This window comes from Janthinobacterium rivuli (assembly GCF_029690045.1).
Lineage (GTDB): Bacteria > Pseudomonadota > Gammaproteobacteria > Burkholderiales > Burkholderiaceae_D > Janthinobacterium > Janthinobacterium rivuli.
On record NZ_CP121464.1, the window covers coordinates 4,564,591 to 4,589,476 of the forward strand.

Annotated in this window: 21 protein-coding genes; 8 read left to right on the forward strand and 13 right to left on the reverse strand. The window is 63.3% G+C overall.

Features of this window, described 5'->3' with window-relative positions; translation table 11 throughout:
* The first annotated feature begins 279 nt into the window (after positions 1-279).
* Both P9875_RS20790 and P9875_RS20795 read left to right on the forward strand, forming a co-directional pair.
* Positions 280-1,437 carry a response regulator gene (locus tag P9875_RS20790; RefSeq protein ID WP_278316481.1) on the forward strand — a complete coding sequence of 386 codons (1,158 nt, stop codon included), beginning with the start codon at positions 280-282 and terminating at the stop codon, positions 1,435-1,437.
* Between the two features lie 8 nt (positions 1,438-1,445).
* Complete coding sequence (locus P9875_RS20795) at positions 1,446-5,459, forward strand: response regulator (protein WP_278316482.1); 4,014 nt, start codon at positions 1,446-1,448, stop codon at positions 5,457-5,459.
* Positions 5,460-5,485: 26 nt separating this feature from the next.
* Here P9875_RS20795 and P9875_RS20800 read toward each other — a convergent pair whose 3' ends face one another.
* From P9875_RS20800 to P9875_RS20810, 3 genes are all read right to left on the reverse strand, one after another.
* On the reverse strand, positions 5,486-7,078 hold the full coding sequence (locus tag P9875_RS20800) for a hybrid sensor histidine kinase/response regulator (RefSeq protein WP_219307034.1): 1,593 nt from the start codon (positions 7,076-7,078) through the stop codon (positions 5,486-5,488).
* A gap of 542 nt (positions 7,079-7,620) precedes the next feature.
* Positions 7,621-9,438, reverse strand: a complete 1,818-nt coding sequence (locus P9875_RS20805; protein ID WP_099400682.1) for a DUF4153 domain-containing protein — start codon at positions 9,436-9,438, stop codon at positions 7,621-7,623.
* A gap of 102 nt (positions 9,439-9,540) precedes the next feature.
* Positions 9,541-9,978: a hypothetical protein gene (locus tag P9875_RS20810; protein WP_099400449.1), complete on the reverse strand. Its 438-nt coding sequence runs from the start codon at positions 9,976-9,978 to the stop codon at positions 9,541-9,543.
* Positions 9,979-10,058: 80 nt separating this feature from the next.
* Between P9875_RS20810 and P9875_RS20815 the strand changes: the two genes are divergently transcribed.
* A complete protein-coding gene (locus tag P9875_RS20815; protein WP_099400448.1) occupies positions 10,059-10,442 on the forward strand; it encodes a MerR family transcriptional regulator in 384 nt (127 codons plus the stop codon).
* Complete coding sequence (locus P9875_RS20820; protein WP_158299998.1) at positions 10,429-10,677, forward strand: DUF4952 domain-containing protein; 249 nt, start codon at positions 10,429-10,431, stop codon at positions 10,675-10,677. The genes P9875_RS20815 and P9875_RS20820 overlap by 14 nt, the downstream gene beginning before the upstream one ends.
* Here P9875_RS20820 and rraA read toward each other — a convergent pair.
* Both rraA and P9875_RS20830 read right to left on the reverse strand, forming a co-directional pair.
* Entirely contained in the window at positions 10,674-11,168 is a 495-nt protein-coding gene (gene rraA, locus P9875_RS20825) for a ribonuclease E activity regulator RraA (RefSeq protein WP_035820358.1), read from the reverse strand. The two genes, P9875_RS20820 and rraA, sit on opposite strands and share 4 nt — an antisense overlap.
* A 32-nt stretch (positions 11,169-11,200) precedes the next feature.
* A complete protein-coding gene (locus tag P9875_RS20830; RefSeq protein WP_278316483.1) occupies positions 11,201-12,436 on the reverse strand; it encodes an MFS transporter in 1,236 nt (411 codons plus the stop codon).
* Positions 12,437-12,536: 100 nt separating this feature from the next.
* Between P9875_RS20830 and P9875_RS20835 the strand changes: the two genes are divergently transcribed.
* A complete protein-coding gene (locus tag P9875_RS20835) occupies positions 12,537-13,337 on the forward strand; it encodes an AraC family transcriptional regulator (protein ID WP_278316484.1) in 801 nt (266 codons plus the stop codon).
* On the opposite strand, the gene fliD is transcribed toward P9875_RS20835, so the two are convergent.
* From fliD to alr, 4 genes are all read right to left on the reverse strand, one after another.
* The gene (fliD, locus tag P9875_RS20840; protein WP_278316485.1) at positions 13,334-14,719 is read right to left on the reverse strand and encodes a flagellar filament capping protein FliD; all 1,386 of its coding nucleotides are present in this window, start codon (positions 14,717-14,719) and stop codon (positions 13,334-13,336) included. The two genes, P9875_RS20835 and fliD, sit on opposite strands and share 4 nt — an antisense overlap.
* Positions 14,720-14,948: 229 nt before the next feature.
* Positions 14,949-15,209, reverse strand: coding sequence for a PilZ domain-containing protein (locus P9875_RS20845; protein ID WP_423221790.1), 261 nt, complete (start codon positions 15,207-15,209; stop codon positions 14,949-14,951).
* Between the two features lie 191 nt (positions 15,210-15,400).
* Positions 15,401-16,777 carry a DNA repair protein RadA gene (gene radA / locus P9875_RS20850; protein ID WP_035820366.1) on the reverse strand — a complete coding sequence of 459 codons (1,377 nt, stop codon included), beginning with the start codon at positions 16,775-16,777 and terminating at the stop codon, positions 15,401-15,403.
* A gap of 79 nt (positions 16,778-16,856) precedes the next feature.
* Positions 16,857-17,948: an alanine racemase gene (gene alr, locus P9875_RS20855; RefSeq protein WP_278316486.1), complete on the reverse strand. Its 1,092-nt coding sequence runs from the start codon at positions 17,946-17,948 to the stop codon at positions 16,857-16,859.
* A gap of 247 nt (positions 17,949-18,195) precedes the next feature.
* Here alr and lplT point away from each other — a divergent pair, with 247 nt between their 5' ends.
* Positions 18,196-19,458, forward strand: coding sequence for a lysophospholipid transporter LplT (lplT, locus tag P9875_RS20860; protein WP_278316487.1), 1,263 nt, complete (start codon positions 18,196-18,198; stop codon positions 19,456-19,458).
* Positions 19,459-19,520: 62 nt separating this feature from the next.
* Here lplT and P9875_RS20865 read toward each other — a convergent pair whose 3' ends face one another.
* The 4 genes from P9875_RS20865 to tsaB are packed head-to-tail and all read right to left on the reverse strand — an operon-like array spanning position 19,521 to position 22,543.
* Complete coding sequence (locus tag P9875_RS20865; protein WP_423221858.1) at positions 19,521-20,456, reverse strand: DUF1853 family protein; 936 nt, start codon at positions 20,454-20,456, stop codon at positions 19,521-19,523.
* Positions 20,452-21,327, reverse strand: coding sequence for a uracil-DNA glycosylase (locus P9875_RS20870; protein ID WP_278316489.1), 876 nt, complete (start codon positions 21,325-21,327; stop codon positions 20,452-20,454). The genes P9875_RS20865 and P9875_RS20870 overlap by 5 nt, the downstream gene beginning before the upstream one ends.
* The gene (gene rimI / locus P9875_RS20875) at positions 21,324-21,821 is read right to left on the reverse strand and encodes a ribosomal protein S18-alanine N-acetyltransferase (protein ID WP_278316490.1); all 498 of its coding nucleotides are present in this window, start codon (positions 21,819-21,821) and stop codon (positions 21,324-21,326) included. Before rimI ends, P9875_RS20870 begins: the two co-directional genes overlap by 4 nt.
* Positions 21,818-22,543: a tRNA (adenosine(37)-N6)-threonylcarbamoyltransferase complex dimerization subunit type 1 TsaB gene (gene tsaB, locus P9875_RS20880; RefSeq protein WP_278316491.1), complete on the reverse strand. Its 726-nt coding sequence runs from the start codon at positions 22,541-22,543 to the stop codon at positions 21,818-21,820. The genes rimI and tsaB overlap by 4 nt, the downstream gene beginning before the upstream one ends.
* Positions 22,544-22,729: 186 nt before the next feature.
* Here tsaB and dapC point away from each other — a divergent pair, with 186 nt between their 5' ends.
* Entirely contained in the window at positions 22,730-23,959 is a 1,230-nt protein-coding gene (dapC, locus tag P9875_RS20885) for a succinyldiaminopimelate transaminase (protein ID WP_176389999.1), read from the forward strand.
* Positions 23,960-23,976: 17 nt separating this feature from the next.
* On the forward strand, positions 23,977-24,804 hold the full coding sequence (gene dapD, locus P9875_RS20890) for a 2,3,4,5-tetrahydropyridine-2,6-dicarboxylate N-succinyltransferase (protein ID WP_278316492.1): 828 nt from the start codon (positions 23,977-23,979) through the stop codon (positions 24,802-24,804).
* The last annotated feature ends 82 nt before the right edge of the window (positions 24,805-24,886 follow it).

Below are 24,886 nucleotides of genomic sequence, written 5' to 3' on the forward strand. Positions count from 1 at the left end.
CCAAAGCAGAAGTTCAGTTTGTCGGTGGTAGTCGCTCTAAACGCACCCTCACTACACTATCTTCATTTTCGACTTTTCGATTGAAAATACGAGGTTAGCGATCTCGCAAGGGCTCTATGCCGGGATGAGGAATCTATGCAATACCCAGGGATCGAGAGAAGGCAGCGTATGCAGCAGGAGCGATTCGCATAGCAAAACTAATATGCAGTTTACTTGCGCACAGGACACAGATATAGTCTAGGCAACAAATTAATGCAGACCTGATTGGAGCATTTAGGCATGAACCCATCTTCTACCCGTCCCGTCAGGCCTGTAATTCTTGTCGTGGACGACACGCCGGATAATCTCCTGTTGATGGCCAACTTGCTCAAGGATAGTTATACGGTCAAAGCTGCAAATAACGGCGAGAAGGCGCTGCGCATCGCGCGCGATACACCGCCGCCCGACCTCATCCTGCTCGACATCATGATGCCTGGCATGAGCGGGCACGAAGTGGCGCAGGCACTGCAGGCCGACCCGGACACGCGCGACATTCCCATCATCTTCCTGACCGCCATGGCCTCAAGCGAGGACGAGACGCACGGTCTGGAACTGGGCGCGGCCGACTACATCACCAAGCCGATCAGCCCCCCCGTGGTGCTGGCGCGCGTGCGCACCCAGCTCAAGGTCAAGGACGCGGCCGACTTCCTGCGCGACAAGAACGAGTACCTGGAACAGGAAGTCCAGCGCCGCACGCGCGAGCTGGGCGCGATCCAGGACGTCACGATCCACGCCATGGCCTCGTTGGCAGAGACGCGCGACAATGAGACCGGCAACCACATCCGCCGCACTCAGCACTACGTCAAGGTGCTGGCCGAACACTTGCGCGAGCATCCGCGCTTCCGCGCTTTTCTCGACCCCGACACCATCAAGCTGTTGTTCAAGTCGGCGCCGTTACACGACATCGGCAAGATCGGCATCCCCGACCGCATCCTGCTCAAGCCTGGCCGCTTCGAACCCGAGGAATTCGAGATCATGAAGACCCACACCACGCTAGGGCGCGACGCCATCGCCCACGCCGAGCAACAACTGGGCATGGACGTCGACTTCCTGCGCCTGGCTAAGGAGATCGCCTACTCACACCAGGAAAAATGGGACGGCAGCGGCTACCCCGAAGGCCTGGCCGGCGATGCCATCCCGATTTCGGCACGCCTGATGGCGCTGGCCGACGTCTACGACGCCCTGATCAGCCGCCGCGTCTACAAGGAAGGCATGTCGCATGAAAAAGCGGTTCAGATCATCGCCGAGGGGCGCGGCTCGCACTTCGATCCCGACGTCTGCGACGCCTTCCTGGCCAATCTGCAGGTGTTCCAGCAGATCGCCGCGCGCTACGCCGACAGCGACCAGGACATGGCCAAGCAGGCTGCCGCCATCGCACACACCCTGCCTGCACAGTGAGCGCCGGCATGCGTTCGCCCCTGGCCTATGTTGAACGGCTGCGCCTGCGCCAGAAGCTTGCGGCCGGCTTTTGCGCAGTGCTGCTGCTGGCCCTGGCGCTGGGGTTGCAAAGCCTGCGCACCCAAGACCAGTTGAGTAGCGACATGCAGCACCTGCTCAGCGAGGGCATGATCGGCATCGTGCAGGTCAAGGAAGCCCGCATCCAGCTCACCCGCTTCGAGCTAATGCTGCACAAGGTGGCCAACGCCCCGGACCCTGTTGCCGTCGACGAGGCGCTGGAACAGCTCGACAAGGCGCGCGAGCAGTTGCATTTCGCTGCCGGCGAGGCCCGCGCCACGTTGCTGCGTACCGACAATCAGCAACGCTATGCCGTCTTCGAAACCATGCTGGCGCGCGCCGAACGCATCGCCGACGAAGCCATGGAGCTGACGCGCGAGAATCGCAATGCCGAGGCCAACGCCTTGCTCAACAGCGAACGCTTCCAACAGGCCATGCGCACGGCCGACCTGCAGATGGCCGAGATCGCCGCCGTGAAGGATTCCAACGCCCGCAGCACCATCTACCACATTCGCCAATTCGCCCTCACCAGCAGCACCCTCACCTACGCCCTGCTGATCGGCGGCCTGGCGGTGGCGTTGCTGTGCGCCTGGTGGATCAGCCTGTCGATCCGGCGCCCGGTCAACCGCCTGCGCGAGGCGGTCGATGCGCTGGCCGCCGGCCAGCTCGACAGCGTGATCCCGCACACCGACTACCAGAACGAAACGGGCGACCTGGCCCGCGCCATCGCCAAGCTGCAGGTCGAATCGCGCCAGCTCGACATGCAGCGCTGGATCAAGTCGCAGGAAGCCTCGATCCAGGCCGAATTGCAGCAGGCGGCCAGCCTGGACCAGGCCGCGCAGCGCCTGTTGACGCTACTCGCGCCGCTGGTGCAGGCTGGCCAGGGCGCGCTCTACCTGCTTGACGAAGACGCCGCCACACTGCGCCTGGCCGCCAGCTACGCCGCCGATCCGGACCATCCGCCGGCGCCGCAACTGGCGCTGGGTAGCGGCCTGCTGGGCCAGTGCGCGCAGGACCGCCAGCCGCTCCAGCTCGACGCACTGCCGGACGACTACGCGCAGATTCTCTCGCAACTGGGGCGGTCGCGCCCACGCCACCTGCAGGTACTGCCACTGCTGCACGGCGAGCGCCTGATGGGCGTGCTGGAGCTGGCCGGCTTCGACGCTCCCAGCGAATCAGGCCGCGTGCTGATGGACGAACTGCTACCCAAGCTGGCGATGTCGCTGGAAATCAAGGCGCGCAGCCACGCGGTGCAGACCATGGCCGCCGAACTCGAAGCGCAGCAGGTGGCGCTGAAAGCCACCGAGGCCTGGTATCGCGGCATCATCGAGGCGGCGCCCGACGGCATGCTGGTGATCGACGCCCAGGGCCTGATCATGATGACCAACCCCCAGCTCGACCAACTGTTCGGCTACCAGGCCGGCGAGCTGGCCGGCTTGCCGATTGAAGTCCTGGTGCCGCCGGAGGCGCACGGGCGCCACGTCGGCTCGCGCGACGGCTTCATCGCGCACGGCACTGCGCGCCAGATGGGTACGGTCGGCGCCGACCTGCACGGCATGCGCAAGGACGGCAGCCGCTTCTCGGTCGAGATCGGCCTGTCGCGGCTGCCGGCTATCGCCGAGCGCGGCGTTTGCGTGTGCGCCTCGGTGCGCGACATCAGCGACCGCAAGCTGGCCGAGGCCGAAGTGCTGCGCGCCAAGGAGATCGCCGAGGACGCTACGCGCGCCAAGAGCGATTTCCTGGCCAACATGAGCCACGAGATCCGTACGCCGATGAACGCAATTATCGGCATGAGCCATCTGGCGCTGCGTACCGATCTCGATAAGAAACAGCGCAACTACATCGAGAAGGTGCACCGCTCAGCCGAGAACCTGCTGGGCATCATCAACGACATTCTTGACTTCTCCAAGATCGAAGCGGGCAAGATGAACATAGAGCAGGCCCCGTTCCGGCTGGAGGACGTGCTGGAGAATTTCGCCAGCATGATCGGCCTGAAGGCCGAGGACAAGGGCCTGGAACTGCTGTTCGCCACTTCGGCCGACCTGCCGACCGCATTGGTAGGCGATTCGCTGAGGCTGGGTCAGGTATTGGTCAACCTCGGCAACAACGCCGCCAAGTTCACTGAACGCGGTGAGATCGTGGTCGGGGTCGAGCTGGCGGCCGAGGCCGGGGAACAGGTCGAGCTGCACTTCTGGGTGCGCGACAGCGGCATCGGCATGACGCTCGAACAGTGCGAGCGCCTGTTCCAGTCCTTCAGCCAGGCCGACAGCTCAACCACGCGCAAGTACGGCGGCACCGGGCTGGGCTTGGCCATCTCCAAGAAACTGGTGGAGTTGATGGACGGCCGGGTCTGGGTCGAGAGTGTCCCGGGCCATGGCTCGACCTTCCACTTCAGCGCCCGCTTCGGCCGCCAGGCCGAGGTGCAGCCGCGCCGCATGTTCCATGCCGACGAGCTACTCGGCCTGCGGGTGCTGGTGGTCGACGACAACGCCAGCGCACGCGAAATCCTGTCGACCATGGCGCGCAGTTTCGGCTTGGAGGTGGACCTGGCCGACAGCGGCCACAGCGCGCTGCGCACCATGGTCGAGGCTGAGCGCAAAAGCCTGCCCTACGACTTGGTGCTACTGGACTGGCGCATGCCGGGCATGGACGGCGTCGAGACGCTGCAACGCATGCAGAGTGGCGCCGTGACCCACATCCCATCGGTCATCATGGTGACGGCCTTCGGCCGTGACGACGCCCAGGAAGCGGCGGCGCGCCAGAAGATCGCGCTGCCAGCGGTGCTGACCAAGCCGGTCACGCCGTCGACCCTGCTCGAAGCGATCGGCGAGGTGCTGGGCAAGGGCGTGGTGGCGGAGACACGACAGGCCGAGCGTCAGGACCGCAGCGTGGCCGACCAGGCCCGCTTGGCCGGCGCCCGCTTGCTGCTGGCCGAGGACAACGACATGAACCAGGAACTAGCGCGCGAGCTGCTTGAAAGCGCCGGCATCGTGCTCACCATCGTCAGCGACGGGCAAAAGGCGCTGGACCTGCTGACCCAAGCCGGGACCGCCGCCTTCGACGGCGTGCTGATGGACTGCCAGATGCCGGTGATGGATGGCTACGAAGCCACCCGCCGCCTGCGCGCCCAACCCCGCTACGCTCAGCTGCCGATCATCGCCATGACCGCTAACGCCATGGCCGGCGACCGCGAAATGGCGCTGGCGGCCGGCATGAACGACCACATCTCCAAGCCGCTGAACGTCGCCTCCATGTTCGCCACCATGAGCAAGTGGATCCGCCCGGCGCAGCCGGCTGTAGCAACGCCCCCGGCGGAGCAGCCCGATGCCGAAGACAAAACGGCCGCCGACGCCCTACCTGCCCAACTCCCGGGTATCGACCAGCGCGCCGGCCTGGCGACCAGCATGGGCCGGCAGGACCTTTACCTGCGCATGCTGGTGCGCTTCCGCGACGGCCACGCTAGACTGCGGGGGGAATTTGAGGCTGCGCGGCAAAGCGATGACCCCACAGCGGCGGCGCGGGTAGCCCACACCTTGCGCGGCACCGCCGGCAACGTCGGTGCCAAAGGCGTGGCGGCGACAGCTACCGCACTGGAACTGGCATGCAAAGCTGGTGTAGCCGAAGCCGAACTGGCTGTGCTGCTGACGGCGGTCGAAAACGAACTGGCGCCGGTGCTGCTCGGCTTGGCGGCACTGGGCAACTATACTGCAGCGGCAGAGAACACCCGGGCCGGGGCCATCGCAGCGGCTCCCGCCCTGCCGCCGGACGCGGCCGCCACACTTGCCCAGCTGCGCAAGCTGCTGGCCGACAGCGACACCGCCGCGCTGGATGTGCTGGAGACATTGGAATCGCAAGCCGCCGGCCACCCGCTGGCGCGACAGCTGCGCAAAGTCAGCCAGGCAATTGAACGCTTCGACTTCGACGCTGCGCTGGAAGCGCTTGATGCCGTGGTGCAGCCAGCCTGACAAGCAAGGCCGCCGCGCGATTTGCCTTAGGCCGGGGGCGGCACCGACGGCAGGCTGACAATCAGGGTGGTGGTCTGGAGCTCGTCATCGACGGCGAAGGCCACCTCGCCGTATTGCGCGCGCGCCAGCAGGCGTGCCGAATACGTGCCCAGGCCGGTGCCGCCGGACTTACCGTCGGTGACGAACTTGTCAAAGAAGCGTTCGCGTATCGGTTCCGGGATCACACCCTTGTTGACTATCTCGATGCGCAACGGGCTTCCGGCGTACAGCGTGGCAATGACACGGGTGCGCTCTGGCGCCGCCTCGCAGGCGTTCTTGATCAGATTATTCAGCAGCGAATAGGTCAGCATGGCATCGCCCAGCGCTAGCGGAGCGTCGATGCCGACATCGAAATCGGTGTCGACCGCCAACACCAGCTGCTTACCCGCGTAAGTGGCGCGTGCCGTCTCCACCACCCGCCGCAGCATGTCGCTGATGGGAAGCAGCGCTGCATGGAGCACGTATTTTTCCGTCTCGATCTTGTACAGCTCGGTCGACAGGTTGACCATGTCTGTCACCTGCAGCATGGCCTGCTCCGCCAGCCGCAAATGCTCAAGTTGTCGTCGGTCCAGGTCGGCGGCGTCGATCAGCGACTGCACGATGCCGATGGCGCCGGCTAGTGGCCCCTTGAGGTCGTGCCGCGTCATGGCCTCAACGTCATCGCGCAGGCGGGCGATGGCCAGCATATTATCGTAGTCGGTCTGCAAGTGACGCCGCAGCTCGACGTAGCGCATGAAGTTGTCGACCCGAAGCTTGAGCTGGACCGGGTCGATTGGTTTGGTAATGAAGTCCACCGCACCCAACTCCATGCCCTGCAGGCGCGCGGCGTCGTCGGTCAGGGCTGTGACGAAGATTATGGGCACGTTTTCCGCGCCGGGATGCTGGCGCATGCGGCGCGCCACTTCAAACCCGTCCATGCCAGGCATCATCACGTCCAACAGCACCAGGTCGGGTGGCGTGTCGCTGCAGCACAGAGCCAACGCTTTCTCGCCGTTGTGCGCTGCCTTGATGCGGTAGCGGCCCTTGAACACATTGGCCAGCACGTACAAGTTGTCGGCAGTGTCATCGACCAGGAGCAAGGTCGGCGGCAACGGTTGCGGCGGTGGCAAATGAACCACAGCCGGTGGCACGACGACGACATCGTCTACGATTACAGCAACGAGCGGCGCATCGATGTTCGTGTCCGGCACTGGTGGTGCAACCTGGTGCGCCATCGCGCGCTTGATGCTGGTGGCCAGCCGGCCCGCCGTGTAGGGTTTGACCAGCAGGTCGCTGACACCGCTGCTGATGGCCGTTTCGATGCGGCTGCGCTCGGCCTCGGCGGTGATCATAATGAACGGCATGTGCATATGGCGCGGACTGGAGCGTATCATCTGCAGTAGGGCGATGCCGGTCAACGCTGGCATATTCCAGTCGGAGATCACCAAATCATAACGCTTGCGCTCAATCATGCGCCAAGCTTCGGCTCCATCGGATGCGAGCTCCACCGCCCCATAGCCGAGCGAGGTCAGTTGGCCAGCAGTGACCTTGCGCATTGTTTCGACGTCGTCGACCACCAGTATTCTCAGCACTTCTGCCATGTCGCCCCCCATGTCGGGCCTGCTACATTGCGTAGCAGACCGCCTCATTTATTATGAGGCATTTTTTTGCTGGGTTGGAGCAAAAACATTTCAACCCATCGTTATTATGTTATAAGGCACAAATAGTGTGACATGAAAAAACGGTGACCATTCTGCTTTGTTCGCGCTAGTAGCCGACGACGTGTTAGCCACGATCTACGGCAGTTCAAGCAGATAGGACTGGCCCACAGCGCAATACGAAGAAAAAATCGCGGTACCATCGAAGGCTATCAATCGGTGGAATACGGCCTCACCGCGTCGGCTAGCGGAATACTTCACCTGAAGCTCAAGAGGAGCAATCACTCAGCATTTCAACTTCAGTCCGCCTGGCAGGGATTAAGATGTGTTCATTGGCTCGCGTGACGGAACGACTCCTACCCAAATAGCCGCCAACTTCGGCTTCTGGCCGATACCGCACAGTCAAAATGATTCAGTGCACGAACTTACTGCCTTCAGCGCCAGCAAGAGGTTTGGTCCGGTGCGCCAAGTCCTCTCACTGTCACTTACGGCCCCGGCGCCGTCTCATCGGGGCAGCTGACCTCATCCTCTGGCGTATATAAGGTCATCGGCACGCGCTGGCCGTCGACTTCCAGTTCGCGCACTTTCGGCGGCACCAGCTGGAACTCGCCCGCCTGCAGTTTCTCGCGCAGGGGCTTGCAGCGCAGGGCATCCGTGGGGATTTGCCCGCGCGCGATCCAGCTGCCGTCGTCCTTTTCCGCCAGCAACACCGACGAGGCACGCGGGTCATTGCTGATCAGCAGCACGTCCTGCTTGCCATCGCCATCGAAATCGAGCAGGTAGGCATCGCACTGCGGCCCTGCCCGTTTCAAACAGGCGGGCAGGCGCCAGGCCGGGCTCACTTGCGTCCAGTCCTGGCGCAGGAAACTCTCCGGCAACTTCGCCGTGGCCGGGCGCAGGGTCAGGTTGATCGACACGTCGCTCAGCGCCCCCGTCTCGTCGAGGCGGTTCTGGCGCTTGAGCATGGCTTCGGCACGGGCCCGCACGATGGCCACGTCTGGCCCCGTCGTGCGTTTCGTCAACTCCTGCAAGGCTGCCTGGCCATAGCGGGCGCCCTGGAAGCGCAGGTATTCGAAATCGAACTTGTCCACGCCGATCTTGCCGCTGTCCAGGCGCGCCATCTGGCTGGCCACGGAAATGCGGGCCGGGTCGGCCAGGGGCGAGAACAGGGCGAACAGCACCAGCAGGGTGACGCCGGCAGTGGCCACATTGACGTTGGCGATCAGGTGCAGCCAGTCGCCATACTTGCTGGCCGCCCAGGCATAGCCGGCGGCGTAGCAGGTGGCGACCAGCAGGCAGGCGGCAGCGATCAGGCGGTCGGACGTCCAGCCATGCGACATCACGCGCAGGGTCAGCGCATAGATGGCGATGCCCACCACCCATGGCAGCAGCAGGCAAGCCAGGCGCGTGCCCAGGCGGATGCCGCGCGCCACGCCATGGCCCACTTCGCCATTCTGGAAGGCGGCATTGATCAGCACCACCAGCACGCCGGCCATGCCCAGCAGCACGGACGCCGCATGGCGCGTGGCCCACAGGCGCTCGAAGCCGATGAAGGGCAAGGTCAGCAGGAAACCGGAGACGAGCACGGCGGCGATCGGCATCAGCCACGACAGCAGCACCAGCAGCAAGGTGCGGATGCCGCGCACGATGGACGGACGCACGTCCGTGATGTGGATGGCAAACGAAAACGCGAAACAGATGACGGGAATCACGAACCAGGCCTGGCCCAGCAGTTTTTTCAGGAAACTCAGTTTGATGAGCAGGAACAATTGCCCACCCAGCCACAGCACCAGCCACAGGCCCAGCACGAACAGCAGGGAAAACAGCAGCTGGATGCCGAGCTTCCAGGCGATTTCAAAATAGGTCGGGTAGCGGGCGATGCGCTGGCCATCCTGGGCGCTGGCCAGCACCAGCGCGTGGGCGATATAAAAACCCACGACGCAAAAACCGAACAGCTGGGCGGAGATCACGCGCAGCGGTGCGCCCGGCTTGTAGTTGCCCCATATCACGTGCTCGGCGCCGCGCGCCACGTCATGCCAGGCCAGCACGGCCATCACGACGGCGGCGCCCGCCATCCACAGGCCGATGCGCTTGATCGACATATGGCCCAGGCTGGACACCAGCAGGATCGGTAGAAGCAAGCTGATCAGCATCAACGGACCGAGCAGGTAGGCTTCCGTGGCGGGCCACACCTTGTCTTGCGCCGTGCTGTACAGCCAGTACAGCAGCAAACCTTGCAGCAGGCCCGTCACCAGGCGCGTCACCGCGATGCGCGGCGCCACCACCGGATCGAGCAACGCCATGTTTTTTCCTGCGACATCCTGCTGCATAATCATCCTCTTAATAGTCGTTCATTGCAGTCATTGCTGTACTGCGAGCACGGCCATTATTGCATTTCGTTATCGTCATCTCAACAGCGATTCGCGCGCATGCCCTCCCCGCGCGTCTTCGCTGCGGCGCAATGGCAGGCTTTGCGCGAGGCCCCAGGCCAGTTCCGGCACGAGGAACAGCCACAGCACGGGTTGGCCCGTCACCAGCAGCGCCCACGCCATCCAGGTGGAAAACATATAGCGCGCCGCCGCGTCGTAGCGGCCGAAGCGCGGCTGCGGGTCCAGCATGCGCAGCACCGACCAGACCATCACCACGCTGCCGAACAAGCTGCTGATGAGCAGATGAAACGGTCCGAAGACGGGCAGCGGCAGGCCGCCCAGGCTCACGTTGAGCGCGTTCAAGTGTTCGCGCAGCAGCAAAAATGTCCATGGCGTGGTAAACGGGGCAATCATGAGCACATCATAAATGGCGCTGGCGCGCACCACGCGGCGGAAGGCGGAAACGGACAACATGGGAACTCCTGGTTATGGAAAGCACCCATGATCGAGCTTGGAGTACACTCCATGGTCAAGCATTTTATGAAAGAAATTCCATGCAGATCGGTGAGATGGCGCAGGCGACGGGCTTGAGCCGCGATACCCTGCGCTTTTACGAAAAGCGGGGCTTGCTGCGCGCGCGCCGTGGCGCGAATGGCTACCGCGACTACCCGCCCGAGGCGGCGGACTGGCTGCGCTACCTGCGCACGGCGCAGCAACTGGGTTTTACGCTGGCCGAAATCGAGGCCGACATGCCGCTGCTAGCGGCCGCCGGCGATCCCGCCACGGCGGACCTGCTGCGCGCGGCCTTGGCGCGCAAGCTGGGCGAAATCGATGCGCGCATCGCCGGATTGACGCAATTGCGCGGCGAACTGGTGCTGCGTATGGGGCCGCAGGCGGCCGCGTGTCCATTGCGGGGCGATACCGTTGCAGCGCACTAAATTACTGCCGTGGCTCTTCCTGCTGGACGCAGGCGGCGCGCAGGGCGCCGAACTGGCCTGCGGCGACTTCCTGTCCCGGCTGGGCAAGAAGCCCGCGTATCTCGTCTACCTGGGTTGCCAGCAAAACAGGGAGCGCCAGGACCAGCTGTTCGAGGCCCGCTACGAAGTCGATGGCAAGCATGCGCAGCAGGCGGAAGCGTATCTGCGGCGCTGCCCTGGTGGGATAGGCTCTTAGTCGAGTTCCTGCCGCGCCACCAGGATGCCATCCGCATCGGCGTAGATCCAGTCGCCCGGATGCACGGCCACGCCGCTGATCTGCACGCGCACGTCGCGCTGGCCGGCGCCCGTCTTGTTGCTCTTGCGCGGATGCGTGGCCAGGGCGCGCACGCCGATCTGGCAGACATTGATTTCCTCGCTGTCGCGGATGCAGCCATCGACAACGATGCCGGCCCAGCCGTTGCTTTCGGCCAGCACGCCCAGCTGGCCGCCCACCAGCGCGCGGCGCAGGCTGCCGCCGCCATCGATCACCAGCACATGACCCTGGCCCGGCGTCTCCAGGGTGCTGCGCACGAGGGCGTTATCTTCGAACACGTGCAAGGTGGTGGCGGGGCCGCTGAAACGCACGCGCTGGCCAAAGGCGCGGTACACGGGCGGCAACACGGCCAGGGTGCCGTCGTCCAGCATGGCCGCATAGTCGTCGCACAGGTCGGTGGTGGCAAAGGTCATGGGAATTCCTTTCGTGGCAGATGGCAACGATTCTATGCCTTTTGCAACGCCGCGGCACGTGTTTTGCCGCCCACGCCCACGGCCGTGGCAATCGCCAGCGCCTGGAACAGGCCGATGAAGACGAACAGCATGGCCGGATGGTCGCCATCCATCAGCGCGCCAAAGAACAGGGGGCCGACGGCCAGGCCGCTGTCGAGGCCCGAATACACGACGCCGTACACGCGCCCGGTGGCATTTTTCGGCGCCGCCGCGCGTATCATCAGGTCGCGCGACGGCCCCGCCACGCCGGACGTCAAGCCGATGGCGCCCATCAGCACCACTGCGCCCCAGGCCGGCACGACGGCCATGGCCAGCAGCACGGCCAGCAGCGCGGCGGCGGAAAAGGCGATCGCCACGTTGCGGTCCGGCTGCTTGCTGCGCGCACCCACCACGCCGCCGGCCAGCATGCCCACGGCCGAAGCCAGCATGTAGGCCGTGTAGGCGCTGGTGGCCAGCGCCAGGCTCATGCCATACAGCTTGACGAGGGCCACGCTGGCAAAGCTCTGGATGCCGCCCAGGGCGATGGCGGTAATCAAAAAGAAGGCAAAGCACATCCACACGGCCGGCAGGCGCAGGAAGTCCAAGGTGCCTTCGCCGCCAGCCGCCTGGCCTGGCGCGGCCTTTTTCACGGGCTCGGGGCGGATGGCGTGGCGGTTCAGGAACAGGATCAGCAGCACGCCAAACGGCAGCACGGCCGCGCATTGCAGCGCCACCCGCCAGTCATAATGGGTGGCAACATACGTCATGAACAGGGGCGCCAGGGCCCAGCCGATGTTGCCGCTGATGCCATGCACGGAAAAGCCGTAGGCCACGCGGGCCGCCGACACGCGCTGGTTGAGGATGGTGTAATCGGCCGGATGGAACACGCTGTTGCCCATGCCTGCCAGCATGGCGCCCAGCATCAGCGCCGCATAGCTGTGCGCGGTAGACAGGGCCAGCGCCGACACGCCCAGCAAGAAGATGCCGGAAAACAACACGGCACGGGCGCCGAAGCGGTCGACGACAAAGCCGGCCAGCGCCTGCCCCACGCCCGAGATGATGAAGAACACCGTCATCAGCAGGCCCAGCTCGGCATACGACAGGCCGAAGGCCGGTTTCAGCCAGACGAACAGGGCCGCGAGGATCAAATGGTAGAAGTGCGACACGCCATGCGCCAGCCCCACCAGGCCGATGACGCGGGCGTCGCTGCGCAAGGTGGGAATTTCGGATGCCGAGTGAGTTGTGATCATGTCATACCCTGTCTTATACTGGTGAAGCTCAAGTGTATGCAAAATACCATCGTCTGTTTTCCGACAGAACGACATAATTTATCGAATTAAGGCCAAGCTGATGGGTGTACCTATCCTCCACCATACCCGCATGTGTCCGCCGCGGGAAGCGCCCAGCGCGACCATCCCCGTGACGATGGTCGCGCGCGACCTGCAAACCGATGAATTTCTCTTGCCGCACAGCCATCCATGGGGCCAGGTGACCATGGCGCTCGAAGGCGTGCTGCGCATCACCGCCAACAACAGCAGCTGGGTGCTGCCACCCATGCGCGCCATCTGGATCGCGCCCAACGTGGAGCATGCCGTCACGATACTGGAAAAAACCCGTTTGCGCCCCCTGTGCATCCATGCCGCGCGCGCGCCGTTCGCGGGCCGCGACTGCAAGGTGCTGGAAGTGTCGAACCTGCTGCGCCAGCTGATCATGGCGCTGGAGCAATTGGACCCGGGCCAGGAACCGGCGCGCGAGGCGCTGCTGGCCGAACTGATCCTCGATGAATTGAAACGCTCGGCCACGCATCCCATCCGCGTGCCCTTGCCCAGCGACAAGCGCCTGAAAACCCTGTGCGACAGCCTGATCGAGAAACCGGGTTCGCACCAGACCCTGGAACACTGGGCGCAGCAGGTCGGCGCCTCGGAGCGTACCCTGGCGCGGTTGTTTGAACGAGAATTGGGCATGAGTTTTGGCCAGTGGCGCCAGCAGGTGCGCCTGGCACACGCGGCGCCCCTGATCGCGCGCGGCGTGCCGCTGTCGCAGGTGGCCGAAGAACTGGGCTACGCCAGCCAGTCAGCCTTTTCCGCCATGTTCAAGAAGACTTTCGGCAGCTCGCCGTCAGCCTTCTTTGCCCAGGGCGGGCGCCCTTAGGCCATGAAGTCGAATAAAGAGTTCTTGCCCGTATAACCCGGCAAGGCCGAGTTCGTTCCCATCTGTTCCTGCGCCGAATACGCTTTCACCAGCGCCTGCGCCTGGGCCGTCAGCGCCTTGGCCAGCACGGCTTTCTTGTTGGTCAGGGTGGTGATGTCCTTGCCGACCGTCTGCACTTCCTTGCGGATGATGCTCGTTTCGCCCGTCAGCTCGCCGATCTTGCTGACGAACTGATCCGCCACACCCTTGCCGTTATTGGTAAACATCTTGCTGACGGCGTCCGGATCGGCCGCGATGGCCGCCTTGAGTTTTTTATCGTCGAGCACCAGCTCGCCACTCTTGCCCAGGGTCACGCCGGCGCTGCCCAGCACCGACGAAGGCACACCCGTGCTGGCCGTGCGCAGCACTTGCTCCATCTGCGAACGCACCTGGCCCAGGGCCGTATCGGACTTCAAGTCACCCTGCTGCAGGCTCTGCAGCTTGCTGTTGAGTTCATTGTAGGCCGTGACGAAGCTGGCCACGTTGGTCGCGATCTGACTGCTGTCCTTGGCGATGACGAGGTCCGTCACACCCTTTTTCTTCAATTCGATGGTGGCGCCCTCGACAGCCGTCGTCAGAGTATTCGTTGCGCTCTTGATCCCCTTGCCGTCGACGGTCAGCAGCGCATCCTGCGCCGCGGCCGTCTGCTGCATGCCCTTGCCGGCGCCAGGCGCATAGCTGAGCAGGTTGCTGACGGCCGCGTCGCCGGACACGCTGATGCGCATGCTGCTGTCGGCGCCGCTCTTGCCGTTCAAGGCCAGCGAGTAGCCATCGGGACCCTTGACCACGCTGGCGTCGATGCCCTGCTGCTTGAGCGCGGCGGCGATGCCGTCGAGGCTATTGTTGCTGCTGTCAATCGTCAGCGAAATGATCTTGCCGCTGCCTGGCGTAAATTGCTTGCCGTCAGCCGAGCCCACTTCGATCTTGACCAGCGCGGGCGCACCGGTGCCGATCGGCGCGCTCGAGGATTTCTGCGCGCCGCTGAGCAGGGTCTGTCCCTGCGCCAGTTGCTTGACGTTCAGTTCATGGCTGCCGCTGGCGGCCTTGTCGGTGGTGGTGGCGCTCAGCACATCCTTGCTGCTGGACGTGGCCGACGTGGCCAGGCCGCTGCCGGCCATGTTCTTGGCCACGGTCTGAAATTTCGCCAGCGCCGATTGCAACTGGCCCAGGCCCGAGAACTTGGCCTGGTCGCGCGCCAGGCTGGCGTTGAGCTTGACGACGCCCGTGTTCTGCGACTGCATCTGGCGCTCCACCTTCGCATACACATCGGCCGAGATATTGCCCTGCGTCGTCTGCTGCGTGTTGTTGGTGTAAGCCCTGCTGTTGATGGTCGAATTAAACATGGTAGGCGTTCCCGTCGGGTGTAAGGTCAAGGCACACGGTTCAGGTCGTGACCGTGCTGCGCTGGAGACGGACGGCAGGCGCGCATGGCGCGGCGGCGTCCCTCTTCTGGTTGATAATTATGCAGTATTACCGGAATATCAAAACAGCGAACAGAACAAGTTTTTCCTGACTGCAAACCCATATGCACCATTTTAGCGCATTTCACCTGCAGCACGCTCCCGGCTTTCCTCAGCGCATGAATTTCGAAATGGCGCTGCTGACGGCCATGTCCAGGTGCAGGAAAGTGAGTCCCACCTTGAAACCTGCGCTGCTGAAAATGCAGTGCGAGACGGACACGCGCGCCTCGATGATGTGCGCCGCGCCATCGTAAAACAGCTCGAACAGCACCTTGCCCTGCTTGCCTGTCGGCACCGGCTCCGCGATGACGGCCGCCATCCCGCCCGGCCCCACATCAAGCGTGCGCGCCGCCACGGGACCCGCGCCATCCATTACCAACATTGCCTTGGCACGCAATATCTTGCGTGCGCCCTGCCTTTGCTCAACTGACACTATATTCCGCTTCTCTAACTATGCATTGTCGATGCGGATTCACGGGGTGAATCCATCGGACAAATATTATAGTTCCAAACGGAAATTTTGTTTGACTTGTCTCAAGCTTGGCATTTAAACCATACCAACTGTTACTCCAGATCGCGCAATTTATTGAATGCTTCGTCGATGCGCTCGACGCCGATGACCTTGAGGCCTTCAATGACTTGCTTGGGCAAGTTCGACTTGGGCACCACGGCCAGGGTAAAGCCCAGCTTGGCCGCTTCGCGCAAGCGCTCCTGCCCCCGTGGCGCGGGGCGGATTTCGCCGGCCAGACCCACCTCGCCAAACACGACCAATCCCCGTGGCAGCGGTTTGTTGCGCATCGACGAGTTAATCGCCAGTAACACGGCCAGGTCGGCCGCCGGCTCCGTGATTTTCACGCCGCCGACGGCATTGATGAACACGTCCTGATCAAACGCGGCGATGCCCGCGTGGCGGTGCGCCACGGCCAGCAGCATGGCCAGGCGGTTCTGCTCCAGGCCGACGGACAGGCGGCGCGCATTCGGCAAGTGGCTCGTGTCGACGAGGGCCTGAATTTCCACCAGCAGCGGACGCGTGCCTTCCTGCGTCACCATCACGCAGGAACCGGGCACCTGGTTATCGTGCTGCGACAGGAACAGCGCGGACGGGTTCGACACCCCCTTCAAGCCCTTTTCCGTCATGGCAAACACACCCAGTTCGTTGACGGCGCCGAAACGGTTCTTGATGGCGCGCACCAGGCGGAAGCTGGAATGGGCGTCGCCCTCGAAATACAGCACCGTGTCGACGATGTGCTCGAGCACGCGGGGACCGGCCAGCGCGCCCTCTTTTGTCACGTGGCCGACCAGAATGATGGTCACGCCCGTCTGCTTGGCCGCCCGCGTCAGCTGGGCAGCGCATTCGCGCACTTGCGCCACGGAACCGGGCGCCGAGCTGAGCGCGTCCGAATACACGGTCTGGATCGAATCGATCACCACCACTTCCGGTTTCAGGTCGTTCAAGGTGGACAGTATCTTTTCCAGCTGGATCTCGGCCTGCAATTTGAGTTCCTTGGCGTCGATGACGAGGCGCTTGGCGCGCAGGGCGATTTGCGCGCCGGACTCTTCGCCGCTGACGTACAGCACACGCTTGTGGTGCGACATGTTCGCCAGCGCCTGCAGCAGCAGGGTCGACTTGCCGATGCCGGGGTCACCGCCGATCAGCACGACGCCGCCAGCCACCATGCCGCCGCCCAGCACACGGTCGAATTCCTCGATGCCCGTGCCGAAACGGGGCACGTCGATGGCGTCGATATCGTCAAGCGACAGCACGGGCGCCGTCTGCGCCAGCGACATGTGCTGCGGATTCGAATAGCGGTTGTTGCCGCCCGTTTCGGGCAGGCTTTCCACCATGGTATTCCACTGATTGCACGAGGTGCATTGCCCCATCCATTTATTGCTGACGGCGCCGCAGTCGCTGCAGGTGTAGACGGTCTTGACTTTTGCCATGGTGTACTTTGCCCGGGTAAGGAATAATGCTGTTTATATATACAGTAGAATCACAGTATATACAAACAAGGCGGCGAGGTCACGCCTCGATCACCGGAACGCGGGGCGCCAGTGCGCACATCAGCTCGTAGCCGATGGTGCCCGCGGCCAGGGCCACCTCGTCGATCGGCATGCCCTCGCCCCACAAGGTGACGGCACTGCCGACTTTTGCGCCAGGAACCTGCGTCAGATCGACCATCAGCATGTCCATCGAGACCCTGCCGATGAGTCCCGTGCGCACGCCGTCAACCAGCACGGGCGTGCCTTCAGGCGCGTGGCGCGGGTAGCCATCCGCATAGCCGCAGGCCACCACGCCCACCTTGATATTGCCGGCCGCTTCGTAACGGCTGCCATAGCCGACCACGTCGCCAGCGGCGATATCCTGGATGCCGATGATGCTGCTGCGCAAGGTCATGGTGGGCAGCAAGCCAAACGCCTGCGCCGAGGTGCCGCCTGGAGCGCCACTGGGCGTGCCGCCATACAGCATGATGCCGGGACGTACCCATTCGCTGTCCAGATGGTGCATCAGCAGGCCGGCCGAATTGCACAGGCTGCGCGGCAAGGCTGTGCCAATGCTGGCCGCGCCGGCTTCAAAACGCAGCATCTGCTGCTCCAACGGCAAGCGCGTGGGCGCCGCCTCGTCCGCATTGGCGAAGTGCGTCATCACGGTGATCGTGCCGACGTGCGGGATGGCGCGCAGGCGCGCATACGCACCCGCCACGGCATCCGGCGTGAAACCCAGGCGGTTCATGCCCGTGTTCATTTTCAGGTGCACATCGATGGCGTGCGGCAGGCGCGCCGCTGCCAGCATGGCAATCTGCTCTTCGCAATGCACGCTGCCATTCAGTTTGTGCTGCGCCATGACCAGCAAATCGCTGGCGTCGAAAAAACCTTCCAGCAGCAAGATGGGCTTGGTCCAGCCCAGCTCGCGCAAGCGCACGGCGTAGTCGACCTCGACCAGCGCCAGACCATCGGCCTCGGCAAAGCCCCGCATGGCCCGTTCCAGGCCGTGGCCATAGGCATTCGCCTTGACGACGGCCCACACCTTGGCGCCGCGGGCGCCGGCACGGGCGCGCGCCAGATTGTGTTGCATGGCATCGAGATGGATGGTGGCGATGAGGGGCCTGGGCATATGCGTCGTGTACGGCGAGTGGGAAAGCCGTATTTTACCGGATGCACCGTATGGTGACATGGCAGGCGCCGACGGTCGTGTGCAGAGGACATCATTTATAAAATGCTTACATGTATGTGTATTTTTCTACGGCAGAAAAATTAAGCTTCGCTTAGACAAGACTATGCAAAGCAGCCCCTTCCAAACTTGGGGTTTGCCGTTTTTTCGTGGTATAAAGCAAGCCAGATATGATTTCAGGCATTCCAGAATGAATCGTGGTTTTTATACCATCATGGCGGCGCAGTTCTTTTCCTCGCTGGCAGATAACGCCCTCTTTTTTGTCGCCGTCGATTTATTGGTGTCCATGAAATCACCGGCGTGGATCACGCCGCTGCTCAAACTGTCATTCGTGCTGTTTTACGTGCTGTTGGCCGCTTTTGTCGGCGCCTTCGCAGATGCATTGCCAAAAGGCAAGGTCATGTTCATCGCCAACATGGTCAAGATTTTCGGCTGCGCCCTCGTCTTCTTCCACGTACACCCGCTGCTGGCCTACGCCGTCGTCGGTTTTGGCGCGGCCGTGTACTCGCCCGCCAAGTACGGCATCCTGACGGAACTGCTGCCGCCGGAAAAACTGGTGGCGGCGAATGGCTGGATCGAAGGCTTGACTGTCACCTCCATCATCCTCGGCACCGTCATGGGCGGCGCACTCGTCAGCGGCCACGTGTCCGACATGCTGCTGTCCTTCGACTTCCCCCTGATCGACACGGGCATCACCAACAAGACGGAAGCGGCCCTGTGCGTGGTGGTCGGCATTTATGTGCTGGCAACCCTGGCCAACCTGAAGATTCCCGACACGGGCTGCGTGTATCCGCACCAGGAACGTAATCCTATCAAACTGATTACCGATTTTGCCAATTGCTATTCCATCCTGTGGAAAGACAAGCTGGGCCAGATCACCCTGGCCGTGACGACCCTGTTCTGGGGCGCTGGCGCCACCTTGCAACTGATCGTGCTGGAGTGGGCCAAGCAATCCTTGAACATGCCATTCGACAAGGCGACCAGCCTGGTGGGCGTGGTCGCCATCGGCGTGGCCGCCGGCGCCGTGCTGTCGGCGCGCTTCATTCCGCTGCGCAAATCGCTGACAGTCATTCCGCTGGGCATCGCCATGGGCGTCATCGTCATGATGATGACGCAAGTGCATTCCGTGTGGATCGCCTACCCGCTGCTGATACTGATCGGCGCCCTGTCCGGCTTCTTCGTCGTGCCAATGAATGCTCTGCTGCAACACCGCGGCCACGTGCTGATGAGCGCAGGCCATTCCATCGCCGTGCAGAACTTCAATGAGAACCTGTCGATTCTCACCATGCTGGCCGTGTATTCCATCATGATCCGTCTGCACCTGCCGCTGAACATCATCATCACCCTGTTCGGCCTGTTCGTCGCCGGCACCATGTACATGATCATGCGCAGGCACAAGCTGAACCAGCTGGAGCACGACAATCTGTCGCTGATTGGCGAGCAGAAACATTAATTAGAGTGGTGTCGGATTACGCGGCGTGCCGCCGCTAATCCGACCTACACGACCTACACGACCTAAGCTGGTAGCGCGCCGGTAATCCGCCGCGCGGCAGCCTGCTCAATCCAGGTAGCGGGCACGACAAAACCGCGCGTGCGCTCCACTTCCCAGCCTTCGATAGTATCCACTGTGGCCACCATCACCGGTTGCGCCAGATCAAACAAGCGCGCCCGCAAGGCATCCACGTCCAGCACTTCCTCGTCGCGCCCCTTGAATGGCGCCAGCCATTGCAATCGCGGCAGCACGACGTAGCGCTGCTGCGGCAGTTGCGCCGGCGTGCACCAGAAGCCGTGTCCATGTTCCGGGGAAATACCGTCCATGGCGGGCGTGGCGCCCGGTGCATAAAACAGCCAGCCTTTGACCAGCGCCTGCGCCGCGCGCACGGGCTGCGACAGCAAGCTTTGTGCGGCCGGATGGCGGGACAAGGCCAATTGCTTGTCGAGAATCTTGCGCATCTTCAAGCCCAGGGTATCGGCCAGGTTGGGGCCGATCAAGTGGTTGAAGACACCCGGATCGGGCGCGCCTTCGAGCAGGTAGAACTTGGTGGCGAATTCCCAGTGCAGCAAGCCATCTCCATCATGCAGCAGAAAATCGAATTCGCCCACCGTGTCGTTGCGGTTGACCTGCACTTGCAAGCCATGCGCAGCGAGCACGCCGTGCTGCTCGAAATAAAAGGCCAGCAGCTTTTCAGCATACAGGCCCAGGCGAGAATAGAATTTCGGCCCCAGCGCCGCATCGAGCGGCGACGGGTCATCCTGCAGCGCCCCCAGCCAGACAGCCACGGCAGGCGTGACGGGCGCAAGGCTGGCGATGCGTCCGCCCCAGTGGGGGCTGGACGGATCGAGCAAATCGGGCGAGTCGAGCAGCCAGGCCAGCGCGCGCACGCGAGGATGCGTCAAATGTCCCCAGCGGCGCTCGAAACGGGCCTGGAAGCTGCCGACGTCCGCCTCAATCACCGTGCGTGCTTTTCGCCAGGCACAGGTCGGTCCAGGCACGGGCCTTGGCCTTGCCCGTCTCGTCCTGCAGCAACATTTCCGGATGGAAGGTGGCCACGACGGACGCATTGCCCAGCTGGCGCACCGTGCCGCGCACGGGCTTTTCGCCGGGATTGATGCCGGCGGCGGCCATGGAACCCAGGGTGACGATGGTGCGCGGCTGCAGCAGGGCCAGTTCGCGCTCGAAGTACGGACGGCAAGCGGCGGACTCCGATTCAGTGGGTAGGCGCTCCTGCCCCGCCTCGTCGAGCGGACGGCATTTCAGCAAGTGCGTGATGTACACGCCGCTGCCGGCGTCGACTTCGATGGCCTTGAGCATATTGTCGAGCAATTTGCCCTGCTCGCCCGGCAAGGCGCGCCCTTCGCGCTCTTCCAGGCGCGAGGGACTGCTGGCCAGCATCAGCCAGGCACCCTGGCGGTCGCCACGGCCCATGACGACGCCCTTGCGCGTCTTGCACAAGTCGCAGCGCGCGCACTTGGCGACGGCCGCCGTCAAACCATCCCAGTCGAGGGCGGCGATATCGGCATCGCTCAACTGTTTGACGGGCGGAGGTGGTGGCGCATCGTCGAACCAGGCCGTGTCGTCCGGCTCGGCGGCGGGAACTGGCAGCACGGCAACAGCGACTGGCGCTTCGGCCGGCACCTCGGCGACCGCCTCAGCAACCACCTCATTCACGGCTTCTACGGCTTCTGCCACAGGCGCCGCCACGACGACTTCCACCTCCACGGGAGCTTCGACGACATCAACGGCCTCGGCTGCGGCACCCTGGCGCAAGCGCCACAGGGGACCGACGCCCATTTCATCGAGGAAAACGGCGCTGCGGCTCATAAGGTATAACGCATCACGATGGCGTCCTCACGTTGCGAGTTACTGGCCGGATAGTATCCCTTGCGCCGGCCGATCTGTTCAAATCCATAACGCTGGTAGATGTCGAGCGCGCGCACGTTCGACGGGCGCACTTCCAGCAGCATCGATTCCATGCCCAGCTGGCGCGCGCAGGCGCAGGACTGGTTCAGCAGGAAGCGGCCCAGTCCCTGCCCCTGGATGGCGCCCTCGACGGCCACGTTGAGCAAGTGCGCCTCGTCGACGACCAGCATCAGCAAGAAGTAGCCAAGCAAGGTGCCATCCACGTCGCGCAGCACCCAGGCAGGATAGCCGCTCTTGAGCGAATCGACAAAGTTGCCATGCGTCCAGGGATGCGGATACACGCGCTGCTCCAGCCCCAGCACCTCCAACAGATCCGCTTCCTGCATCGGCTGATAGTCGAGGCGCAGCAAGTCCCAGCCTGCCGCGCTGTCCTTGTCCTTGCCCGCTTCCATCATTGCGCCGACTCCGCAGCGGCCTTGGCGGCCTGCATGTCGAGGCGTTCCGCACTCGTGTAAGCGATCTTGTTGCGCAAATACAGAGGCTGCGCCTCGGCCGCCGTCACAAAATGTCCGGCGGCAAAGGCGATGCGCGCCAGCTGCGCCACTTGCACGGCGTGCGGCATGATGGCGGCGTCAGCCTTGGCGGCGCACGGCAGCGCTGCCAGGGCGTCGGCATAGGCGCTAAAACCGTTGCCACAGCCGGCAACGTCGCCTTGCGGCGCCACGCCGGCCGGCGCGCTCAGGGCCGGTGGCGAAACAATCTGCAAGCCATCCTGGTAATCGTATTGCGCCCAGTACACCTCACTCATGCGGGCGTCGAGCACGGTCACGATGCGTTGCGCGCCATGCTGCTGGTGGCACGCGAGGGCCATGGCGTCGAGCGTGACGACGGGCACGACGGGCAGATTGGCGCCGTAGGCCAGGCCTTGCGCGATGCCGCAAGCCGTGCGCACGCCCGTAAACGAGCCGGGGCCGGAGCCGTAGGCGACGGCGTCGACATCGGCCAGGGTCACGCCCGCTTCGGCCAGCAATTCCTGCACCATGGGCAAGATGGACTGGGAATGGGTGCGCACGCCCGACGAGGCGCGGGACAGGACGACATCGCCGCGCAACAAGGCGCAGGAGGCGAGTTCGGACGAGGTTTCAATAGCAAGCAGTGTGGGAAGTAAGGTAGACATAGCGTATTTTACCTTGCCAGGCCCGGAAGCGGCATGCCGTGCAGGTCAACAACAGCCTACTTGCACAGCCCGTGCGCGAGGACGGCTATAATAAAAGGCTAAGCTGATTGCTTGACCGGCGTCATTGCGCCATGCCCGGCAATCCATACGCGACACTATCACCCCACTCTTGCCCTGGTCCGTTCCGTGAATCCACTTCTTGCTAAACTGCAACCATACCCGTTTGAAAAGCTGCGCCAGCTGTTTGCCGGCGTGACGGTCAACCCCGAATATGCGCCCATCAGCCTGGGCATGGGTGAACCCAAGCACCCGACGCCGGCCTTCATCGAGCAGGCATTGACCGACAATATCCACGGCCTGGCCAGCTATCCGACCACCATCGGTTCGGAAGCCTTGCGTACCGCCATCGCCGGCTGGCTCGAGCGCCGCTATGGCATCCCCAAGCTCAATCCTGCCACGCAAATCCTGCCCGTGAACGGTTCGCGCGAAGCGCTGTTTGCGCTGGCGCAAACGGTGATCGATCCATCGGCCGGTTCGCTCGTGATCAGCCCGAATCCGTTTTACCAGATCTATGAAGGCGCGGCCTACCTGGCCGGCGCCGAACCGTATTTCGTCAATTCCGACCCGGCGCGCAATTTCGGCTGCGACTACGACAGCGTACCGACCAGCGTGTGGGAAAAGGTCAAGCTGCTGTTCCTGTGTTCGCCCGGCAACCCGACTGGCGCCGTGCTCACCCTGACGGACTGGGAACACCTGTTCGCCCTGTCCGAACGCTACGATTTCGTCATCGCCGCCGACGAATGCTATTCCGAGATTTACCACGGCGACACGCCACCGCTGGGCGCGCTGCAGGCGGCGCACATGCTGGGCCTGTCCACCATCGAGCGCCCGTATGCGCGCCTGGTGGTGTTTTCCAGCCTGTCGAAGCGCTCGAACGTGCCGGGCATGCGCTCGGGCTTTGTTGCCGGCGACGCGGAAGTACTGAAAAAATTCCTGCTCTACCGAACCTACCACGGCGGCGCCATGAGCCCCGCCGTGCAGGCGGCCTCCGTCGCGGCCTGGAACGACGAAACCCATGTCGAGGAAAATCGCGCCAAGTACCGCGCCAAGTTCGACGCCATCACGCCGCTGCTGCAATCGGTGATGGACGTGCAATTGCCGGACGCCGGCTTCTACCTGTGGGCCGACGTCAGCCGCACGGGACTGTCCGACACCGAATTCGCGCAACGCCTGTACGCCGAATATAATGTCACGGTATTGCCTGGCAGTTACCTGGCGCGCGACGCGCACGGCATCAATCCGGGCCGCAACCGCATCCGCATGGCCCTGGTGGCCGAAACGGCCGAAGGGCTGGAAGCCGCACTGCGCATAGTAAAATTCTGCCAGCAGCTTTCCGCATCCGCATCAACCAACTAAATAAACAAGACATCATCATGAGCCAACAACTGCAAACCATCATCGACCAGGCCTGGGAAAACCGCGCCGAGATCAATCCAGGCAACGGCACGGCCGAACTGCGCGACGCCGTTTCCCACGTCATCAATGGCCTGGACAACGGCAGCATCCGCGTGGCCGAGAAAACCTCGGGCGACTGGGTGGTCAACCAGTGGGTCAAGAAAGCCGTGCTGCTGTCGTTCCGCCTGGAAGACAACGTCGTCCTGCCGTCGGACGGCACGATGCAGTTCTACGACAAGGTGCCGACCAAGTTCGCCAATTACACCAAGGAAGACTTCGTCAAGGGCGGTTTCCGCGTGGTGCCGCCAGCCGTCGCCCGCCGCGGCAGCTTCATCGCCAAGAACGTCGTGCTGATGCCGTCCTACGTCAACATCGGCGCCTACGTCGATGAAGGCGCCATGGTCGACACCTGGGCCACCGTCGGCTCCTGCGCGCAGATCGGCAAGAACGTCCACCTGTCCGGCGGCGTCGGCATCGGCGGCGTGCTGGAACCCATGCAAGCAAACCCGACCATCATCGAAGACAACTGCTTCATCGGCGCCCGTTCGGAAATCGTCGAAGGCGTGATCGTCGAAGAAAACTCGGTCATCTCGATGGGCGTCTACATCGGCCAGTCGACCAAGATCTACGACCGCGCCACGGGCGAAGTGACCTACGGCCGCGTGCCAGCCGGTTCCGTCGTGGTGTCCGGCAACCTGCCTTCGGAAGACGGCAAGTACTCGCTGTACTGCGCCGTGATCGTCAAGCGCGTGGATGCAAAAACCCGCGCCAAGACCGGCATCAACGAGTTGCTGCGCGGAATTTAATCACTGCACAGTAAAGCATTCGCAAGACCTGAATGTCCCGCTTCGGCGGGACATTTTCATTTCCGCCCAACAACTTCAATCG

Coding starts and splice junctions, on each gene's coding strand:
- P9875_RS20790 (WP_278316481.1), top strand. CDS start 280: ATGAACCCATCTTCTACCCGTCCCGTCAGGCCTGTAATTCTTGTCGTG.
- P9875_RS20795 (WP_278316482.1), top strand. CDS start 1,446: ATGCGTTCGCCCCTGGCCTATGTTGAACGGCTGCGCCTGCGCCAGAAG.
- P9875_RS20800 (WP_219307034.1), bottom strand. CDS start 7,078: ATGGCAGAAGTGCTGAGAATACTGGTGGTCGACGACGTCGAAACAATG.
- P9875_RS20805 (WP_099400682.1), bottom strand. CDS start 9,438: ATGGCGTTGCTCGATCCGGTGGTGGCGCCGCGCATCGCGGTGACGCGC.
- P9875_RS20810 (WP_099400449.1), bottom strand. CDS start 9,978: ATGTTGTCCGTTTCCGCCTTCCGCCGCGTGGTGCGCGCCAGCGCCATT.
- P9875_RS20815 (WP_099400448.1), top strand. CDS start 10,059: ATGCAGATCGGTGAGATGGCGCAGGCGACGGGCTTGAGCCGCGATACC.
- rraA (WP_035820358.1), bottom strand. CDS start 11,168: ATGACCTTTGCCACCACCGACCTGTGCGACGACTATGCGGCCATGCTG.
- P9875_RS20830 (WP_278316483.1), bottom strand. CDS start 12,436: ATGATCACAACTCACTCGGCATCCGAAATTCCCACCTTGCGCAGCGAC.
- P9875_RS20835 (WP_278316484.1), top strand. CDS start 12,537: ATGGGTGTACCTATCCTCCACCATACCCGCATGTGTCCGCCGCGGGAA.
- fliD (WP_278316485.1), bottom strand. CDS start 14,719: ATGTTTAATTCGACCATCAACAGCAGGGCTTACACCAACAACACGCAG.
- P9875_RS20845 (WP_423221790.1), bottom strand. CDS start 15,209: ATGGATGGCGCGGGTCCCGTGGCGGCGCGCACGCTTGATGTGGGGCCG.
- radA (WP_035820366.1), bottom strand. CDS start 16,777: ATGGCAAAAGTCAAGACCGTCTACACCTGCAGCGACTGCGGCGCCGTC.
- alr (WP_278316486.1), bottom strand. CDS start 17,948: ATGCCCAGGCCCCTCATCGCCACCATCCATCTCGATGCCATGCAACAC.
- lplT (WP_278316487.1), top strand. CDS start 18,196: ATGAATCGTGGTTTTTATACCATCATGGCGGCGCAGTTCTTTTCCTCG.
- P9875_RS20870 (WP_278316489.1), bottom strand. CDS start 21,327: ATGAGCCGCAGCGCCGTTTTCCTCGATGAAATGGGCGTCGGTCCCCTG.
- rimI (WP_278316490.1), bottom strand. CDS start 21,821: ATGATGGAAGCGGGCAAGGACAAGGACAGCGCGGCAGGCTGGGACTTG.
- tsaB (WP_278316491.1), bottom strand. CDS start 22,543: ATGTCTACCTTACTTCCCACACTGCTTGCTATTGAAACCTCGTCCGAA.
- dapD (WP_278316492.1), top strand. CDS start 23,977: ATGAGCCAACAACTGCAAACCATCATCGACCAGGCCTGGGAAAACCGC.